This window comes from Pseudomonas sp. FP1740 (assembly GCF_030687165.1).
In the GTDB taxonomy this organism is placed as follows: Bacteria; Pseudomonadota; Gammaproteobacteria; order Pseudomonadales; family Pseudomonadaceae; genus Aquipseudomonas.
In genome coordinates this window covers 1,457,654-1,476,388 of sequence record NZ_CP117461.1, presented here as the reverse complement: position 1 = coordinate 1,476,388, position 18,735 = coordinate 1,457,654, and the positions used below count along the sequence as shown (strand labels likewise).

The window sequence follows — 18,735 nt, the reverse complement described above, 5'->3', positions numbered from 1 at the left end:
CCAGCTGTAACAGCGGAAAGCCTCGGGTTTATGGCTAGATGAAGGCTCTTCCCGCCACCCTCGATTCTGGTTGCCATCATGTCCTCGCGCGAAAACACCGGCATGGCCCTCGGCCTGCTCGGCGTCGTTATCTTCAGCCTGACCCTGCCCTTCACGCGGATCGTCGTGCAGGAACTCCATCCGCTGCTCAACGGCCTCGGCCGGGCACTGTTCGCGGCGATTCCGGCAGCGCTTTTATTGCTGTGGCGCCGGGAAAAATGGCCCACCTGGAAACAGGTCAAAGGCCTGACACTGGTGATCGCCGGGGTCATCCTCGGCTTCCCGGTGCTGTCGGCCTGGGCCATGCAGACGTTGCCCGCCTCCCACGGCGCACTGGTCAACGGCTTGCAACCGCTGTGCGTGGCGCTATATGCCGCGTGGCTGTCCCATGAGCGTCCGTCGAAAGCCTTCTGGGCCTGCGCCGCGCTGGGCAGTGCACTGGTGCTCGGTTATGCGCTGATCAGCGGCGCCGGCAGCATTCAGGCCGGTGACTTGCTGATGCTCGGGGCGATTGCCGTGGGTGGGCTGGGTTATGCCGAAGGCGGCCGGTTGGCCAGGGAGATGGGCGGCTGGCAGGTGATCTGCTGGGCGCTGGTGCTGTCGACGCCATTGCTGATTGGGCCGGTGTTGTACCTGGCGCTGCAACATCAGGGCGAGATTTCGGCCAGGACCTGGTGGGCCTTCGGTTATGTCTCGCTGTTTTCGCAGTTCATCGGCTTCTTTGCCTGGTACGCCGGGCTGGCCATGGGCGGCATTGCCCGGGTCAGTCAGATCCAGTTGCTGCAGATCTTCTTCACCATCGCGTTTTCGGCGTTGTTCTTCGGTGAGCACGTCGAGCCGATTACCTGGCTGTTTGCGGCCGGGGTGATCGTGACGGTGATGCTCGGGCGCAAGACCGCAGTGCGCCCGGCGCAACCGGGCACGTTACCGGCGGGGGTTCAGCTCAAGCCTTAGCGACCAGGAACCCGTCAGCCCGTAGCAGGGTTTCCAGGCAATGTTCGCTGATGTGGTAGAAATCCTTCAGTTCCTGAATCTTCACCAACAACTGAGCCGGGTCCACCGGCTCGGCGCGTTTGACCGCCAGAATCATCTTGTTCTTGTTGGTGTGGTCCAGTGAGATGAACTCGAACACCTTGGTCTCGTAGCCGCAGGCTTCCAGGAACAACGCACGCAAACTGTCGGTGACCATTTCCGCCTGCTGGCCCAGGTGCAGTCCGTATTGCAGCATCGGCTTGAGCAATGCCGGGCTCTGGATCTGCAAGCGGATCTGCTTGTGGCAGCACGGCGAGCACATGATGATCGCAGCGCCGGAACGAATGCCGGTGTGAATCGCATAGTCGGTGGCGATGTCGCAGGCATGCAACGCGATCATCACGTCCAGCTCGCTCGGCGCCACGCTGCGCACATCACCGCACTTGAACACCAGCCCCGGATGTTCCAGCTTCGCCGCCGCGCTGTTGCACAGCTTGACCATGTCTTCGCGCAGCTCGACGCCGGTCACCTCGCCCTCTGCTTTCAGGGTGTTGCGCAGGTAGTCATGGATCGCGAACGTCAGGTAACCCTTGCCCGAGCCGAAATCCGCCACTCGCACTGGTTTGTCCAGCGCCAGCGGCGAGGAGGTCAGTGCATGGCTGAAGACTTCGATGAACTTGTTGATCTGCTTCCACTTGCGCGACATCGCCGGGATCAGCTCATGCTGGGCGTTGGTCACGCCGAGGTCTTTGAGGAACGGCCGGCTCAGGTCGAGGAAGCGGTTCTTCTCGCGGTTGTGCTCGGCGGACGGCACTTCACGCAATTGCTGAGGTTTGCTCTTGAACAGCGAAGATTTGCCCTTTTTGCTGTATTCAAGCTGGGCTTCATCGGTCAATGACAATAAATGCGCATTTTTGAACGATGCCGGCAACAGCGCGGCAATGGTCGCCACACCTTCGGCAATCGGCAGGTTCTTGGTGATGTCGCGGGTCTTGTAGCGGTAGACGAAGGACAGGCACGGCTGATCCTTGACCGTCAGCTGCTTGATGATCAACCGCTGCAAGTCCGCTTCGCCACCAACGTACTTGGCCAGCACCAGTTTGATGAAGGCATTGGCATCCAGGCTGGTTTGCAGCAGGTCGATGAACTGGGCGTGGTGATCCGGCGCGAGGCTGGCGGGAGTGACGGTGACAGACATGGAAAAAACGGCCTCGGGCGATGCGAATCGGGGAATGGCGGGTATTTTAGGGGGGATGGCCGTTCGGGACACGCAGTTATTTACCAAACGGTGCGATCCGTAGCAGCTGGCGCAGCCTGCGTTCGGCTGCGCAGCAGTCGTAAAGTCAAAATACGCGGTGTATCAGATAGACCGTATCCAGGCGAATTAGCGACTGCTTCGCAGCCGAACGCAGGCTGCGCCAGCTGCTACAAGAACGCGTCATTGCCGGGATCTGGTTTTTAGCTCAACACCACCAACCGATTCGGCAATTCATTGCGCACTTGGGTCACCGGCACGTGCACCTTGAGCAACTCGCCGCACGCCTCGATGCACGTCACAAACCCCTGCAACGTCTGCCCCTGCTTCACCTGCTGGGTAAACGTCGCCACAATCGCGTCCCAATTCTTGTTGTCCAGCCGTTTGGAAATCCCTTCATCCACCAGGATCTCCACATAGCGCTCGGCCTCGGAGACAAAAATCAGCATGCCGGTGCCGCCCACGGTGTGGTGCAGGTTCTGCTCCAGGAACTGCCGACGCGCCAGGTTCGACGCACGCCAGTGACGCACCGAGCGCGGGATCAGGCGCGTGGTGACTTTCGGAATCCGGAACACCAGGCACAACACGATGAAGCTGACCCATTGCACCAGCAACAGACTGTGCATGGTCAGCCAACCGGTCAGGTAATGCACGATACCCGGCACCACCAGCGCCAACAGGCTGGCCCAGAGCAGCGGGATATACGCATAGTCGTCGGCGCGGGCCGCGAGCACTGTCACCAGTTCGGCGTCGGTGTCGCGCTCGACCCGGGCAATCGCCTCGGCGACTTTGCGTTGTTCGTGTTCAGTCAGTAATGCCATGTTTATGAATGCCTGCTCGCTATTGTTGTTGTGTTTCCTGCCGTGTCATCACCAGCCGCCCGACGAGCCACCGCCGCCGAAACTGCCCCCGCCGCCACTGAAGCCCCCGCCACCGCCGCCAAAACCTCCGCCACCGAAACCACCCCGGCCTCTACCCCCTCCACTTGGCACAATACCGAACATCTGGCCGACGAAGATCGTCAGGATAAACAGCAGCACCAGGAACACGAATACCCCCGGATGCCGCGCAACGAAATCGCTCTCCTGATTACCACGCGGTTCATACACCGTCGACGGCTCGTTCAGCGGATTGCCCCCCAGCACCACCAGCATCGCCGAAACCCCATCGCTGATGCCCTTGCTGAAATTGCCGGCCTTGAACGCCGGCGTGATCACCTGATTGATGATCACCGAACTCTGCGCATCGGTCAGGCGATCTTCCAGGCCATAACCGACTTCGATCCGCAATTTTCGCTCGGCACGCGCGACAATCAGCAGCGCGCCGTTGTTCTTGTCCTTCTGGCCAATGCCCCAGTAGCGTCCCAGCTGATAACCGAAATCCGCGATGTCGGCGCCCTGCAGGTCCGGCAACGTGACCACCACCAACTGCTCGCCGGTGGATTTTTCGTGGGCATTAAGCTGCTGAACCAGCTGCTCGCGCACCGCAGGCTCGATCATTTGGGCGTTGTCCACCACCCGTCCGGTCAGTTCCGGAAACTTCAACCCGGCCTGGGCCGTCAGGGCAAAGACCCAGAACAACAGCATCAGGCCCACTTTCATCACGCGCATTGGCAACCTCTTCCTTGGTGGCACTTCAAACCCGGTCCGGCGCCTACTGGAACTTCACTTCAGGCGCTTTTTCGGCACCGGGGCTGGTGGCCTCGAAAGTTTCGCGAATCGGCAAGTCGCTGTACAACACGGTGTGCCACAAGCGACCGGGGAAAGTACGAAGCTCGGTATTGTACTTCTGCACCGCGAGGATGAAGTCGCGACGCGCCACGGCGATGCGGTTCTCGGTGCCTTCAAGTTGCGATTGCAGCGCCAGGAAGTTCTGGTTGGCCTTGAGGTCCGGATAACGCTCGGACACCACCATCAACCGACTCAGCGCGCCGGTCAGCTGATCCTGCGCCTGCTGGAACTGTTTGAGTTTTTCCGGATTGTCCAGCGTGCTGGCATCCACCTGGATCGACGTCGCCTTGGCCCGGGCTTCGACCACCGCGGTCAGGGTTTCTTCCTCGTGTTTGGCATAGCCCTTGACGGTTTCCACCAGGTTGGGGATCAGGTCGGCGCGGCGCTGGTACTGGTTCTGCACCTGGCCCCACGCGGCCTTGGCCTGTTCGTCGAGGGTCGGGATCGTGTTGATGCCGCAACCGGCCAGCAGAGCGGTCAGCAACATCAAGGCTGCAACCTGCAGGCTCGACCGATAGGGGTGTCGTACATTCATCTGGTTGATGCTCCCTTGCACATTGCGTTGATGAAACAACCGGCGAACTTCGAACCCGGCTCTTGGGGCATAATCTGCGCCGCTACTGGATTGCATCGAGCCAATGGGCTAAAAGATGCCCAGCGAAAAAACAGTAAGAAGTGTGCTGCATTTTTCTGAGCAACACCCAAACAACAATAGTCGCTCCCAAAATTTTGGCTGACCGGCGCGTATTCACTGCCGCTTGGGCCTTTTGAGAAGAACATTCATGAAGAAGCTGTGTTTGCTGGGCCTGTTCGTCAGCCTGGCCAGTCATACCGTATTGGCCGCCACGACGCCCGCACCGATAGAGAACAAGGACGTCTTCATCAGCCACCTGATGAAACAAATGACCCTCGATGAAAAAATCGGTCAGTTACGCCTGATCAGCATCGGCCCGGAAATGCCTCGGGAGCTGATCCGCAAGGAAATCGCGGCCGGTAATATCGGTGGCACCTTCAACTCGATCACCCGCGCCGAAAACCGTCCGATGCAGGACGCGGCCATGCGCAGCCGGTTGAAGATCCCGATGTTCTTCGCCTATGACGTGATCCACGGCCACCGCACCATTTTCCCGATTCCCCTGGCCCTGGCCTCGAGCTGGGACATGGACGCCATTGGCCGGTCCGGGCGCATCGCCGCCCAGGAAGCCGCGGCGGACAGCCTCGACATCACCTTCGCGCCGATGGTCGACATCTCCCGCGACCCACGCTGGGGCCGCACCTCCGAAGGCTTCGGCGAAGACACCTACCTGGTTTCGCGGATCGCCGGCGTGATGGTCAAAGCCTTGCAGGGCAGTGGTGCGAACGCGGCCGACAGCATCATGGCCAGCGTCAAGCATTTTGCCTTATACGGCGCGGTCGAGGGCGGTCGCGACTACAACGTCGTCGACATGAGCCCGGTCAAGATGTACCAGGATTACCTGCCGCCCTACCGCGCCGCCATCGACGCCGGTGCCGGCGGGGTGATGGTTGCGCTGAACTCGATCAACGGCGTACCGGCCACCGCCAACACCTGGCTGATGAACGATCTGCTGCGCAAGGAATGGGGCTTCAAGGGCCTGGCTGTCAGCGACCACGGGGCGATTTTCGAGCTGATCAAACACGGCGTCGCCCGCGACGGTCGTGAAGCAGCGAAGCTGGCAATCAAGGCCGGCATCGACATGAGCATGAATGACACGCTCTACGGCAAAGAGCTGCCGGGGCTGCTCAAATCCGGCGAGATCGAACAGAAAGACATCGACAACGCCGTGCGCGAAGTGCTCGCCGCCAAGTACGACATGGGCCTGTTCAAAGACCCGTACCTGCGCATCGGCAAGGCCGAGGATGACCCGGCCGACACCTACGCCGAAAGCCGCCTGCACCGCGCCGAGGCCCGTGATGTCGCGCGCCGCAGCCTGGTGTTGCTGAAGAACCAGGGCGATACCCTGCCCCTGAAGAAAACCGCGAAAATCGCCCTGGTCGGCCCACTGGCCAAGGCACCGATCGACATGATGGGCAGTTGGGCCGCCGCTGGCCGTCCGGCGCAATCGGTCACCCTGTTCGACGGCATGACAAATGCCCTCGGCGCGCAGTCGACGCTGATCTACGCCCGTGGCGCGAACATCACCGACGACAAGAAAATCCTCGATTACCTGAACTTCCTCAACTTCGATGCCCCGGAAGTAGTGGACGATCCGCGCCCGGCCAACGTGTTGATCGACGAAGCGGTAAAAGCCGCCAAGGATGCTGATGTGGTAGTGGCTGCAGTGGGCGAATCCCGTGGCATGTCCCACGAATCGTCGAGCCGCACCGACCTGAACATCCCGGGCAACCAGCGCGAGCTGATCAGGGCGTTGAAAGCCACCGGCAAACCGCTGGTGCTGGTGTTGATGAACGGCCGTCCGCTGTCGATTCTCGAAGAGAAAGAGCAGGCTGACGCGATTCTGGAAACCTGGTTCAGTGGCACCGAAGGCGGTAACGCTATCGCTGACGTACTGTTCGGCGACTACAACCCGTCGGGCAAGCTGCCGATCACCGTTCCGCGCTCGGTGGGTCAGATTCCGACCTACTACAACCACCTGAGCATTGGCCGGCCGTTCACTCCCGGCAAACCGGGCAACTACACCTCGCAGTATTTCGAAGACACCACCGGGCCACTGTTCCCGTTCGGCTTCGGCCTGAGCTACACCCAGTTCAGCCTGACCGACATGGCGCTGTCGTCGACCACGCTGAACAAGACCGGCAAGCTCGACGCCAGCGTCGTGGTGAAGAACACTGGCAAGCGTGACGGCGAAACCGTGGTGCAGTTGTACATCCAGGACGTGACCGGCTCGATGATCCGCCCGGTCAAGGAACTGAAGAACTTCCAGAAAGTGCTGCTCAAGGCCGGCGAACAGAAAGTCGTGCACTTCACCATCACCGAGGATGACCTGAAGTTCTACAACGCCCAGCTCAAGTACGCCGCGGAACCGGGCAAGTTCAACGTGGAGATCGGCCTGGACTCCCAGGACGTGACGCAGCAGAGCTTTGAGTTGCTCTAACCCCGCTTAATTGATCGTTCCCACGCTCCGCGTGGGAACGCTCTGAAAAAGTGTTCAGCCCCGCCGATCCAGCAGATTCACCACCACCCGATCCACCCACCCCCAAACCCTTTGCTTGACCCGCCGCCACAACGGTCGGCGCTTCCACGCCTCGAGACTGACTTCCTGGCTCAAGGCAAAGTCATTCTCGAAACTCGCCGCCACCGCTCGGGTCAGCCCAGGGTCCAGGGCTTCGAGGTTGGCCTCCAGATTGAAGCGCAGATTCCAGTGATCGAAATTACATGAGCCGATGCTCACCCAATCGTCGATCAACACCATTTTCAGGTGCAGGAAACACGGCTGGTATTCGAAGATCTTCACCCCGGCCCTGAGCAGTCGCGGGTAGTAGCGATGCCCGGCGTAGCGCACCGACGGGTGATCGGTACGCGGCCCGGTTAGCAGCAGACGCACATCGACGCCACGATTCGCCGCCCGGCGCAGCGAGCGGCGGACTTTCCAGGTTGGCAGGAAATAGGGCGTGGCCAGCCAGATCCGCTGCTTGCCGCTGTTCAGCGCGCGAATCAGCGATTGCAGAATGTCCCGATGTTGGCGGGCGTCGGCATAAGCGACCCGGCCCATGCCCTCGCCCATCACCGGCACTCGCGGCAGGCGCGGTAAACCGAAGTGCGAAACGGGTTTCCAGGCGCGCCGATAGCGGTTGGCGATCCATTGGCGGTCGAACAGCAATTGCCAGTCGATGACCAGGGGACCGGTGATTTCCACCATCACTTCGTGCCATTCGCAGGTGTCTTCGTCCGGTGACCAGAACTCATCGGTGACCCCGGTGCCACCAACGACCGCCAGGGATTGATCCACCAGCAGCAACTTGCGGTGATCGCGATAGAAGTTGCCCACCCAGCGTCGCCAGCTCAGGCGATTGTAGAAGCGCAACTCGACACCGGCGGCCATCAGGCGCTGACGCAAAGTCAGGGTGAAGGCCAGGCTGCCATAGTCATCGAACAGACAGCGTACCCGCACGCCACGCTCGGCCGCCTGGACCAGCGCCTGAACCATCGCCTCGGCGCACGCTCCCGCCTCCACCAGGTACAGCTCCAGTTCGACTTGTTCTTCGGCACGGGCAATCGCCACCAGCATGCGCGGGAAAAACTGCGGGCCGTCGATCAGCAGTTCGAAGCGATTGCCTTCGCGCCACGGAAAAATTGCACCACGCATGTCAGCGCGCCGTGAAAATCAGCACCGCACCCACCGGTACCGACAGACTGATGGCCGACAAACCGGCGAGCTTGCGCAAGCTTTCCAGGCCTGGGGCCAGGTCGAAATCTTCGGCGCTGATCACCAAAGGCTCGAGGGTCACCACTTGAAAGCGCCGGTCATCGAGACGGGTCGCCAGCAGTTCGGCGTTGTATTGGTGTTGCTTGCCATGCAGGTTGACGGTCACCGGCAAGCGCAATTCCAGTTGTGCACCAGGCGCCAGATCGTTGATTGGCCGCAGGTCGATCTGCGTGGTGATCAGCGCTTCGGGAAACGTCTGGATCTGGAACAGTTCCTTGCGCATGCGTTCGTCACGCAGCGGAATACCACTATTAACCGACTCCAGCTCGACTTCCACCTCGGCCAGCCCCTTGGGATCGACCTTGCCATGCAGCACCAGAAAGCGCTGCACTTCGGAGATGTTGGCGTTTTTGGTGCTGATGAACGACAGTCGCGAGGACTCGCCGTCCAGATACCAATTGGCCTGGGCCGACACGGTGACACCGGCCAGTAGCAGGGAAGCGAGGGTTTTGTAGATGAACCGCTTGAACATAGAAACTCGGGGGCAGATAAACCTGAGCGAACCTTAACTGTCCGCGAGTCAGTTGCAAACCTGCTGCACAGGAAAGTTCAGGGTTGCAGGCGGCAGCCCTGGCGCTCGCCGATCCACTGTGCGCTGTTGCTGCGTCCCAATCCGCCGACCGTCACCCGCTTGCTCGCGGCATCATCGATGAAACCGCTGGTGGGTAAATACTGCTTCACATAACCCTGGCAATACGCCGTCGGATTGTTCATCACATACCGGCACGAGCAGTATTCCTTGGCGGTGTAAGCGCTGATGATGTCGGGAAAAGCCCACAGCGCCACGCGTTCCTGCCAGCCCCAGCCGAGCAAAGCGATCAGCAGCACCAGCAACAATGTGCTGAACGGCCGACGGCGAATAAAACTGCGACGGCTCATGGCTGCACCTTCATGGCAAACGCCTTGAGCGCGAGTTTGAGCAGTTCGTTGTGCCGGTAACTTCCATCGCGATCATCGCCGTAGCGCACGATCACCAGCTTTTCGCTGGGAATCACGTACATCGCCTGGCCCCAATGGCCCAGCGCGGCGAAGGTGTCGACGGGCGCATCGGGCCAGGGTTGTGCCGCGCCGTCCACCGCGCGATTGAGCCACCAATGGCCGCCGGGCACCGCTTCATCCTGGTTGGCTCGGTAGTGGGCGAACGGCTCGCGGCTGAAGTCGACCCACGCCTTGGGCAGCAGCTGCCGCTCGCGCCAGCGACCATCGCGCGCCATCAACAGGCCAACCCGTGCCAGGTCCCGGGCGGTGAGGTAGGCATAGGACGAGGCGACAAATGTCCCCGTGGCATCCACTTCCCAAACCGCGCCGCGAATGCCCAAGGGTTCTAACAATGCGGTCCACGGATAATCCGGATATCGGGCCGGGCCAACAATGGCTTTCAACGCGGCGGAAAGCAGATTGCTGTCGCCGCTGGAGTAGCGGAAGGCCTGACCGGGCCTGGCGTACGCGTCGTGGTCGGCGGTAAACGCAGCCATGTCGCGATGACCTCGGGTGTAGAGCATCGCCACCACCGAGGACTTCAACGGTGCGTACTCATAGTCTTCCTGCCAATCCAGGCCCGAGGCCCAGTGCAGCAAGTCGGCCATGGTCATGGCGGGGTGTTTTTCCAGCGCTGGATAGAACTGCACCACCGGGTCCTGCAATTTGAACAGACCTTCGCCATAGGCCACGCCGAGCACCGTGGCCAACAGGCTTTTGCTGATCGACCAGGTCAGGTGCGGGGTGTCGGCACGGGTCGGGTCGGCGTAGCGCTCGTAGACGAGTTGGCCGTCATGGATCACCACCAAGGCATCGGTGCGGATGCCCTCGCGGGTGGTGTCGTTGCGGGGTGGAAAAGCGTAGTTCTCCAAGGCTTGAAGGGCCGGGCCGGCGACTGTCGGGCCGGTTGGCCACTGCTCGCCCGGCCAGTTTTCGGCATTGGCCGTGAAGCTGAACAGCAGGATGGAAATCAGCGACAAGCCTTTGAACATGGAGGACGCTCGGAGGATGAACCTCCTGAGCCTAGTCGAGATTGATGACAGTTTTGGGAGGCCCATCACCCTAACGAAGATCCCGCCAACGCCTTGGCCAACCGCTTGCCCCGCGCCCCTGCCGCCAGATCCATCACAGCCTGATCGCGCTGCCACATCGCCGCCCATTGCGGTGGCCCATCGGTCATGGCCTGATTCACTTCAGCCTTGAGCCCGTCGAACTGTGCAAACAAACCGCCCAGCAACACATGCCCGGCCGGATTGTTCGGCGCCTGGCGGCTGACTTCCGCGCACCCGGCCAGCAGCGCCAGCAAACGCAGTTGCAAGGTGTGCGGCCAGTCGTTGTCCTGGCCGATGCCGAACAGCCACGCGGTCATCGCACTCAGCACATAAATGTCTTCCAGGGTACGGAACGGTTTGACGTAAGCGTCCCAGCCGTCCCCCGCCAGCAATTCGCACAGCGCGTTGTCGAGAAACAGCCGACCGTGGCTGATCTCGGGCATCAACGGCAACGGCTCGAGTTTCTCCAGACGCACGCCTGGTTCGCCGGGGTAAACCACTGCCAGACTCAGGCGCGGGTCGCTGCCTGGCTCTTCGCTGCGAGCGGCGACCAGCAGCCAGTCGGCGGCATCGCCGGCGGTGACGAAATCCTTGCGTCCGCTCAGACGCAGATCCCGCAGCCGGGTCTGCATGTCCGCCACCCGCAAGCTGCGCTGCTCGGTCGCGCACAACGCACCGAGGCTCAGCGGTGCGCTCGGCCAGAGCATCCGCAGCGCCGCTTGATACCCCACCAGAAACGCCAACCCCGGAGTCGCCATCAGCCGTCCGCCGTTCACCGCCAATTCGAACGGGGTGACCGTGCCCAAGCGGTGCAACAAGGTCGCGAAGCCTTCGCCAAGGTCGGGATCGGCGGGCAGGCGATCGCTGCGGTTCAACAGGGTTTGCCAGGGCATAAGAGGCTCCTTGTGGGCTGTCATATAAGCATCACCAAAGCTTCATGGCGATGACACCGGGGCTACATAGCCTGACTTTGCACAACACGGCTGCATAAAGAAAGTCGATCGGCTGCAACCCAAGACGGGTGGCCAGCCCGTACGGAGATTCGCAATGACTCAGATCGCCCGCATCAGCGACACCGGCAATGAACGCCGCCTGCAAGCCGAACGCCTGGTGGGCGCCGAGGCACTGCAGGAAGCCCAGGCCTTGCGCTTCAACGTGTTCAGCGGCGAATTCAACGCCAGGCTGAAAGGCGCGGAATTGGGTCTGGACATGGATGACTATGATGTTCACTGCGCCCACATCGGCGTGCGTGACTTGAACACCGGGCGCCTGGTGGCGACCACTCGTTTGCTCGACCATACGGCCGCCAGCAGCCTGGGCAAGTTCTACAGTGAAGAAGAATTCAGCCTGCATGGCCTGGTCCATCTGAAAGGCCCGATCCTGGAAATCGGTCGCACCTGCGTCGACCCGGCCTACCGCAACGGCGGCACCATCGCCGTGCTCTGGGGTGAACTGGCCGAAGTGCTGAACCAGGGCGGCTATAGCTATCTGATGGGATGCGCGAGCATTCCAATGCAGGACGGCGGCATCCAGGCCCACGCGATCATGCAACGCCTGCGCGAACGTTACCTGTGCACCGAGCACCTGCGGGCCGAACCGAAGAAGCCGTTGCCGACGCTGGCTATTCCATCGAACGTCATCGCCGAAATGCCGCCGCTGCTCAAGGCCTACATGCGCCTGGGCGCAAAAATCTGCGGCGAGCCGTGCTGGGATGAAGACTTCCAGGTGGCCGACGTGTTCATCCTGCTCAAGCGCGACGAGCTCTGCCCGCGTTACGCCAAGCACTTCAAGGCGGCTGTGTAATGAGCCGCTTGCGGGTGTACGCGCGAATTGCGCGAGTGCTGATGGTGGTGGCGCTGGGCTTGAGCATGGCCAGTGTGTTCGGTGTGTTCGAACGACTGGGGATTGCCCATTCAATGGTCCGTCGCCAGCGCTGGTCGCGTTTTTTCATGGCACGGCTGAGCAATGCCCTGCCCTTTCATGTCACCGTCCATGGTCAATTGCCGAGGGCGCCGATGCTCTGGGTCAGCAACCATGTGTCCTGGACCGACATTCCGCTGCTGGGCATGCTCACGCCGCTGTCGTTCCTGTCCAAGGCTGAAGTGCGCACCTGGCCGGTGGCGGGCTGGTTGGCGGCCAAGGCTGGCAGCCTGTTCATTCGCCGTGGTTCAGGCGACAGCCAGTTGATCCGCAAACAGATGACTCGCCATCTGGAACAGGAACACCCGCTGCTGATGTTCCCGGAAGGCACCACCACCGATGGGCGTTCGCTGCGCACGTTTCATGGTCGTTTGCTGTCAGCGGCGATCGACTCCGAAGTGGCGCTGCAACCGGTGGCGATTCGTTATCTGCGCAACGGCGAGCTGGATACCCTGGCACCGTTCATCGGCGATGATGATTTGCTGTCGCACCTGATGCGCTTGTTCGCCAATGATCGGGGTGAGGTGGAGATTCATCTGCTCAAGCCGATCGAGTGCCAGGACCGGGAACGCGCGGCGCTGGCGTTCGAGGCGCAGCAGGCGGTGCAGAAGGCGTTGTTTGGGGCGATTCCGGAACCCCGGCAAGTCCCGATTCGCCCCGCCATCGCCGCTTAAACACACTTTTCTGTGGGAGCGGGCTTGCTCTCTCCCACAGTGGTTTTATGTCGCCGGCTGACTCTGCACAAAATCCTGAAGCTGCGGATAAAACAACCGAAAATCCTCGCTCAACGGTTCATACAACCGCCGCAACTCTTGCATTGCCGCGGCCAGCTCCTCGGGTCGCGTCAGTCTGCGTGAAATCCCCCGCAGCACCTGCTCAAGCACTTCGAACTCCTGATAAGCCCCCAACCAGTCATTGGCCACCATGTGCGGCGCAATCTTCGCCAGGCGCTCCGGCAACTGTGGCTCGGCCAACAGCACCCGGTAAACGTCGGAGGTGAACTGCGCCAGCGGCTGTTCCGCGTAATACGTCCAGTCCCGGGCCAGGCAATGGTCGAAAAACACATCGAGCACGATCCCCGCATAACGTCGGCGCGTCATGGAAAACCGTGACAACGAGACATCCACCAACGGATGACGGTCGGTGAAGACATCGATGCTGCGGTGCAGCTGGATGGCCGCCTCGATCTCCGGATCGAACTGCCCTTGCAGCTGCCCTTTGACGAAGTCGCCATACAGACTGCCGAGCATTTGACCGGGGCGTTGGCCACCGAGGTGCAGATGTGCGAGATAGTTCATGGGCGCAGCTTAGCACTGCCTCACCAATATCGTTATAACCCGATATACCGATTTACGCAGTCATCAGACCGAAATCATATTGGTATATCGCGAAATACCGATTTAAAGTTCGCCCCATCGCGATATAACGTTTTACTCATCACGAGCCCCAAGCCATGAACCTCGACCTCGACGAAATAATAAAAGCCCTGGCACACCCGGTACGGCGAGAAATCCTGCACTGGCTCAAAGACCCGGCCGTCGAATTCCCCGACCAGACCCACAGCAACGAGCACGGCGTCTGCGCCGGGCAGATCGATCAACGTTGCGGTTTGTCGCAGTCCACGGTGTCCGCACACCTGGCGACCCTGCAACGCGCCGGCCTGATCAGCAGCCGCAAAGTCGGCCAGTGGCATTTTTTCAAACGCAACGAGGAAACCATCCAGGAATTCCTCCGCACCTTCAGCAAAGAGCTCTGACCCTTTACGTCAGTACGCCGATAAGGAATCAACCATGCCCCTCTCGCTACTCATTCTGGCCTTGAGCGCCTTCGCCATCGGCACCACCGAGTTCGTCATCATGGGCTTGCTGCCCGATGTGGCGGCGGACCTCGGTGTGTCGATCCCCGGCGCCGGCTGGCTGGTGACCGGTTACGCCCTGGGCGTGGCCATCGGCGCGCCGTTCATGGCACTGGCCACCGCCAGGCTGCCGCGCAAGGCCGCGCTGGTAGCGTTGATGGGGATTTTCATCATCGGCAACCTGCTCTGCGCCCTGGCCAGTGACTACAACGTCCTGATGTTTGCCCGAGTGGTCACGGCCCTGTGCCACGGCGCTTTCTTCGGCATCGGTTCGGTGGTGGCGGCAGGTCTGGTGCCGGCCAACAAACGTGCGTCGGCCGTGGCCCTGATGTTTACCGGCCTGACCCTGGCCAACGTCCTCGGCGTACCGCTGGGCACCGCGCTCGGTCAGGAAGCCGGTTGGCGTTCGACCTTCTGGGCAGTAACCGTGATTGGAGTGATTGCACTGATCGGCCTGATCCGCTTCCTGCCGGCCAAGCGCGATGAAGAGAAACTCGACATGCGCGCCGAACTGCGCGCCCTCAAGGGGGCCGGTATCTGGCTGTCGTTAAGCATGACCGCCTTGTTCGCCGCGTCGGTCTTCACCTTGTTCACCTATGTCGCGCCGCTGTTGGGCGAAGTCACCGGTGTCTCCCCGCGCGGCGTGACCTGGACCCTGGTGCTCATCGGCCTGGGCCTGACGGTCGGCAACATCATCGGCGGCAAGCTGGCTGACAAAGGCATGGCGGCGACGCTGATCGGCGTGTTCATCACCATGGCGGTGGTCTCCACCGTGCTGACCTGGACCAGCGTGGCCCTGATCCCGACCGAAATCACCCTGTTCCTCTGGGCCACCGCATGCTTTGCCGCCGTCCCCGCCCTGCAAGTCAACGTGGTGACCTTCGGCAAAGCTGCACCGAACCTGGTGTCGACCCTGAACATCGGCGCCTTCAACGTCGGCAACGCACTCGGTGCCTGGGTCGGCGGCAGCGTCATCGCCCATGGCTTCGGCCTGACCCGCGTGCCACTGGCCGCCGCCGCACTGGCAGTACTCGCCCTGCTGGTGACCCTGATTACTTTCCGTCAGAGCGGCGATGCCGAGCTGGCCCCCGCTACCAATTAATCGCTAAAAGAGAGCTATTAAATGACGACTATTTTCGATCCGATCAAACTGGGCGACCTCGAGTTGGCCAACCGCATCATCATGGCACCGTTGACCCGCTGCCGCGCCGACGAAGGCCGTGTGCCGAACGCGCTGATGGCCGAGTATTACGTGCAGCGCGCCTCTGCCGGCCTGATCCTCAGCGAGGCCACGTCGGTCACGCCGATGGGCGTCGGTTACCCGGACACTCCCGGCATCTGGTCCAACGACCAGGTGCGCGGCTGGAGCAATGTGACCAAAGCGATCCACGGCGCGGGCGGCAAAATCTTCCTGCAACTGTGGCACGTGGGTCGGATTTCCCATCCTTCGTACCTGAACGGCGAAGCGCCGGTCGCACCGAGTGCCATCCAGCCTAAAGGCCATGTCAGCCTGGTTCGTCCATTGGCCGACTACCCAACTCCGCGCGCGCTGGAAACCGCTGAAATCGCCGACATCGTCGACGCTTACCGCGTGGGGGCCGAGAATGCCAAGGCCGCCGGTTTCGACGGCGTGGAAATCCACGGTGCCAACGGTTACCTGCTCGACCAGTTCCTGCAAAGCAGCACCAACCAGCGCACCGACAACTATGGTGGCTCCCTGGAAAACCGTGCGCGCCTGTTGCTGGAAGTGACTGACGCCGTGATCGAAGTCTGGGGTGCTGGCCGCGTCGGCATGCACCTGGCACCGCGCGCCGACTCCCATGACATGGGCGACGACAACCTGTCCGAGACCTTCACCTACGTCGCTCGCGAACTGGGCAAACGCGGCATCGCGTTCATCTGCTCGCGCGAAAAAGAAGGCGCCGACAGCCTCGGCCCGCAATTGAAAGAAGCCTTCGGCGGCCCGTACATCGCCAACGAGCGTTTTACCAAGGACAGCGCCAACGAGTGGCTGGCCAGTGGCAAGGCCGACGCGGTAGCGTTTGGTGTGCCATTCATCGCCAACCCGGACCTGCCGGCGCGCTTGAAGGCCGATGCGCCGCTGAACGAACCGCGTCCGGAACTGTTCTACGGCAAGGGCCCGGTCGGTTATATCGACTATCCGACGCTGTAAGCCTCGATCGTTGAAACGCAAAAGCCCCGACTCGAAAGAGCCGGGGCTTTTGCGTATGGAAGATCAAAGGTCACTGAGGCAAATGCGATGCCTTTGGTCGGCTATTCGGCGCCCTTGTAGCCGGGGCGTTCACACTCATTCACATACTCGACACAAAATCCCTACAAAATACGTAGCTCGCTACCTATCAACCTGGCGAACGTACGTATATAAAAGCATCCCATTGCAAAAAGGCGCGCGAAGCAGGGATATTCCCCGCGTCATGCCTTGACACAAACGGATCCAATTACGCATTTTGTTTCAATTGCGCAGGCTGGGACTCAAGCGCAGCATATCCAAACCTGTGTCGACCCAACGCTCAGCTTCGATGTGCAGTTGAAAACTGTCGGGAGCCAACAGCCACTGATACAGGATGCCATCGATGTAGGCATGCAAGCTGATGGCCGCGCGGGCAGCGTCGAGGTTTTCCGGTAACTGCCCGCGATTCACCGCATTACTCAGGGCCAGCGCGATTCGCACATTGCAATCGAGACTGACCGTTCGGCGCTGCTGGCGCAGGTCGCACATTTCATCGGTGAATTCGCACTTATGAAACAGAATCTCGTTGATACGTCGGGTTTTCGGGTCCAGTGCAACTTGATGAAACAAATGAATCAGCAACTTGCGCATGCAGCCCAGCGGGTCGAGTTCGTCTTCGCTTTCACTGGCCTTGGCCATTTCATCCAGCGGCTCATGCAGGGTATCGAGCATCGCCTGCAGCAGATCCGCCTTGTTACTGAAATGCCAGTAGATTGCTCCGCGAGTCACCCCGGCCAGGGTAGCGATATCCGCCAGCGTCGTGCGTGCCACGCCCCGCTCGAAAAAAGCTTTTTCTGCCGCTTCGAGTATCTGGCTTCGGGTTTCTTGAGCTTCCTCTTTGGTGCGACGGACCATGGCAGTAAAACCTCAATCAGGGTGCCTCAGCGATGTCTGAACATCCGCTGAATAGAAGTGAGGCGAGCGCTTTCGCGCTTCGTCTCAGGCCTACAATTCAAATCTTTGGACGGCTTTTGTAACGGTGTGGGTACGCCGCCAAGGTATTTACAAACAAGCATGAATGTAAGTATATTCCTTAGCAAGCTACTTATCCACCCGGTAAAATTTTTTAACCTTCCACCTTTCTTGTGCGCAACTTGCGCGCCTGACCCGAGGATCTTCATGCAATTCAAGCCAGCTGTTACCGCTCTGGTTACTGCCCTCGCCCTGGCATCGCTGCTCAGTGGATGTAAAAAGGAAGAGGCGGCACCTGCCGCACCCCCCCCTCAGGTCGGCGTCGTAACCCTGCAACCACAAGCCTTCACCCTGACGTCCGAACTTCCGGGGCGCACCAGTGCGTTCCGCATTGCCGAAGTTCGCCCGCAGGTCAACGGCATCATTCTCAAACGACTCTTCAAGGAAGGCGGCGACGTCAAGGCCGGTCAGCAGCTGTATCAGATCGACCCGTCGGTCTATGACGCGACCCTGAAAAGCGCCGAAGCCAACCTGCGTTCGACCAAGTCGATCTCCGATCGCTACAAGCAACTGGTCGACGAACAGGCCGTCAGCCGCCAGGAATACGACACGGCACTGGCCAACCGCCTGCAATCGGAAGCGTCCTTGCAGAGCGCCCAGATCAACGTGCGCTACACCAAGGTCTACGCACCGATCTCCGGTCGCATCGGCCGTTCGTCGGTGACGGAAGGCGCGTTGGTCAGTAGCGGCCAGAGCGACGCCATGGCCGTCATCCAGCAACTGGACCCGATCTACGTCGACGTGACCCAGTCCTCGGTGGAGCTGCTTGAGCTGCGCCGCGAACTGGAAAGCGGTCGTCTGCAAAAAGCGGGCGACAATGCCGCCGCGGTCAAGCTGACCCTGGAAGACGGCAGCCAGTACGCCGTGGACGGCAAGCTGGAGTTCTCTGAAGTCTCGGTAGACCAGACCACTGGTTCCGTGACCCTGCGCGCGGTGTTCCCGAACCCTGATCACACCCTGCTGCCGGGCATGTTCGTTCACGCTCAGTTGCAATCCGGCGTGAACAGCGCGGCGATTCTGGCGCCGCAACAAGGCGTGACCCGCGACCTCAAAGGCACCCCGACCGCGCTGGTCGTGGGTCCAGACAACAAGGTCGAACTGCGCCAGCTCAAGGCCAGCCGTACTGTCGGCAACCAATGGTTGATTGAAGACGGCTTGAAGGCAGGCGATCGCCTGATCACTGAAGGGCTGCAATTCGTCAGACCTGGTGTTGAAGTCAAGGCCACTGAAGCCACCAACGTCAACGCCAAGAGCCCGGCCCCCGCACAGGCAGCCAAAGTCGCTGTCGGCGGCAAAGGGGAGTAA

General features: G+C 60.9%; 19 protein-coding genes. 8 read left to right on the top strand and 11 right to left on the bottom strand.

Annotated features, from left to right (window positions below):
* Positions 1-78: 78 nt before the first annotated feature.
* Complete coding sequence (locus PSH69_RS06400; protein WP_086944807.1) at positions 79-993, top strand: DMT family transporter; 915 nt, start codon at positions 79-81, stop codon at positions 991-993.
* Here PSH69_RS06400 and PSH69_RS06395 read toward each other — a convergent pair.
* The 4 genes from PSH69_RS06395 to PSH69_RS06380 form a co-directional block, all read right to left on the bottom strand.
* Positions 983-2,209 (bottom strand): SAM-dependent methyltransferase, encoded by a 1,227-nt coding sequence (locus tag PSH69_RS06395; protein WP_305411422.1) that lies wholly within the window; start codon positions 2,207-2,209, stop codon positions 983-985. The genes PSH69_RS06400 and PSH69_RS06395 overlap by 11 nt on opposite strands.
* A 260-nt stretch (positions 2,210-2,469) precedes the next feature.
* The gene (locus tag PSH69_RS06390) at positions 2,470-3,087 is read right to left on the bottom strand and encodes a TPM domain-containing protein (protein ID WP_018926845.1); all 618 of its coding nucleotides are present in this window, start codon (positions 3,085-3,087) and stop codon (positions 2,470-2,472) included.
* A gap of 48 nt (positions 3,088-3,135) precedes the next feature.
* On the bottom strand, positions 3,136-3,876 hold the full coding sequence (locus tag PSH69_RS06385) for a YgcG family protein (protein WP_305411421.1): 741 nt from the start codon (positions 3,874-3,876) through the stop codon (positions 3,136-3,138).
* 43 nt (positions 3,877-3,919) lie between these two features.
* A complete protein-coding gene (locus tag PSH69_RS06380; RefSeq protein ID WP_026286479.1) occupies positions 3,920-4,531 on the bottom strand; it encodes a LemA family protein in 612 nt (203 codons plus the stop codon).
* A 247-nt stretch (positions 4,532-4,778) separates the two neighbouring features.
* Between PSH69_RS06380 and bglX the strand changes: the two genes are divergently transcribed.
* A complete protein-coding gene (gene bglX / locus PSH69_RS06375; RefSeq protein WP_305411420.1) occupies positions 4,779-7,070 on the top strand; it encodes a beta-glucosidase BglX in 2,292 nt (763 codons plus the stop codon).
* A 54-nt stretch (positions 7,071-7,124) separates the two neighbouring features.
* On the opposite strand, the gene PSH69_RS06370 is transcribed toward bglX, so the two are convergent.
* From PSH69_RS06370 to PSH69_RS06350, 5 genes are all read right to left on the bottom strand, one after another.
* A complete protein-coding gene (locus tag PSH69_RS06370) occupies positions 7,125-8,282 on the bottom strand; it encodes a phosphatidylserine/phosphatidylglycerophosphate/cardiolipin synthase family protein (RefSeq protein ID WP_305411419.1) in 1,158 nt (385 codons plus the stop codon).
* A 1-nt stretch (position 8,283) separates the two neighbouring features.
* Positions 8,284-8,874 carry a YceI family protein gene (locus tag PSH69_RS06365; protein WP_305411418.1) on the bottom strand — a complete coding sequence of 197 codons (591 nt, stop codon included), beginning with the start codon at positions 8,872-8,874 and terminating at the stop codon, positions 8,284-8,286.
* A gap of 77 nt (positions 8,875-8,951) precedes the next feature.
* Positions 8,952-9,281 (bottom strand): amidase, encoded by a 330-nt coding sequence (locus tag PSH69_RS06360; protein WP_305411417.1) that lies wholly within the window; start codon positions 9,279-9,281, stop codon positions 8,952-8,954.
* Positions 9,278-10,372, bottom strand: a complete 1,095-nt coding sequence (locus tag PSH69_RS06355) for a serine hydrolase (RefSeq protein ID WP_305411416.1) — start codon at positions 10,370-10,372, stop codon at positions 9,278-9,280. The genes PSH69_RS06360 and PSH69_RS06355 overlap by 4 nt, the downstream gene beginning before the upstream one ends.
* A 65-nt stretch (positions 10,373-10,437) precedes the next feature.
* On the bottom strand, positions 10,438-11,325 hold the full coding sequence (locus PSH69_RS06350) for an acyl-CoA dehydrogenase family protein (RefSeq protein ID WP_305411415.1): 888 nt from the start codon (positions 11,323-11,325) through the stop codon (positions 10,438-10,440).
* A gap of 154 nt (positions 11,326-11,479) precedes the next feature.
* Here PSH69_RS06350 and olsB point away from each other — a divergent pair, with 154 nt between their 5' ends.
* Together olsB and PSH69_RS06340 are read left to right on the top strand one after the other, a co-directional pair.
* The gene (gene olsB / locus PSH69_RS06345) at positions 11,480-12,235 is read left to right on the top strand and encodes an L-ornithine N(alpha)-acyltransferase (protein WP_305411414.1); all 756 of its coding nucleotides are present in this window, start codon (positions 11,480-11,482) and stop codon (positions 12,233-12,235) included.
* A complete protein-coding gene (locus PSH69_RS06340) occupies positions 12,235-13,026 on the top strand; it encodes a 1-acyl-sn-glycerol-3-phosphate acyltransferase (RefSeq protein WP_019580898.1) in 792 nt (263 codons plus the stop codon). Before olsB ends, PSH69_RS06340 begins: the two co-directional genes overlap by 1 nt.
* 45 nt (positions 13,027-13,071) lie before the next feature.
* Here the strand turns inward: PSH69_RS06340 and PSH69_RS06335 are convergent, their stop codons facing one another.
* Positions 13,072-13,650, bottom strand: coding sequence for an ACP phosphodiesterase (locus tag PSH69_RS06335; protein ID WP_305411413.1), 579 nt, complete (start codon positions 13,648-13,650; stop codon positions 13,072-13,074).
* A 155-nt stretch (positions 13,651-13,805) separates the two neighbouring features.
* Here PSH69_RS06335 and PSH69_RS06330 point away from each other — a divergent pair, with 155 nt between their 5' ends.
* The 3 genes from PSH69_RS06330 to PSH69_RS06320 are packed head-to-tail and all read left to right on the top strand — an operon-like array spanning position 13,806 to position 16,380.
* Entirely contained in the window at positions 13,806-14,108 is a 303-nt protein-coding gene (locus PSH69_RS06330; protein ID WP_018926857.1) for a helix-turn-helix transcriptional regulator, read from the top strand.
* A gap of 34 nt (positions 14,109-14,142) precedes the next feature.
* Entirely contained in the window at positions 14,143-15,309 is a 1,167-nt protein-coding gene (locus tag PSH69_RS06325; RefSeq protein WP_019580900.1) for an MFS transporter, read from the top strand.
* A gap of 21 nt (positions 15,310-15,330) precedes the next feature.
* The gene (locus PSH69_RS06320; protein ID WP_086944799.1) at positions 15,331-16,380 is read left to right on the top strand and encodes an alkene reductase; all 1,050 of its coding nucleotides are present in this window, start codon (positions 15,331-15,333) and stop codon (positions 16,378-16,380) included.
* 300 nt (positions 16,381-16,680) lie between these two features.
* Here PSH69_RS06320 and emhR read toward each other — a convergent pair whose 3' ends face one another.
* Positions 16,681-17,313 carry an efflux system transcriptional repressor EmhR gene (emhR, locus tag PSH69_RS06315; RefSeq protein ID WP_019647913.1) on the bottom strand — a complete coding sequence of 211 codons (633 nt, stop codon included), beginning with the start codon at positions 17,311-17,313 and terminating at the stop codon, positions 16,681-16,683.
* 264 nt (positions 17,314-17,577) lie between these two features.
* On the opposite strand from emhR, the gene emhA reads away from it, so the two are divergent.
* Complete coding sequence (gene emhA / locus PSH69_RS06310; protein ID WP_305411412.1) at positions 17,578-18,735, top strand: efflux RND transporter periplasmic adaptor subunit EmhA; 1,158 nt, start codon at positions 17,578-17,580, stop codon at positions 18,733-18,735.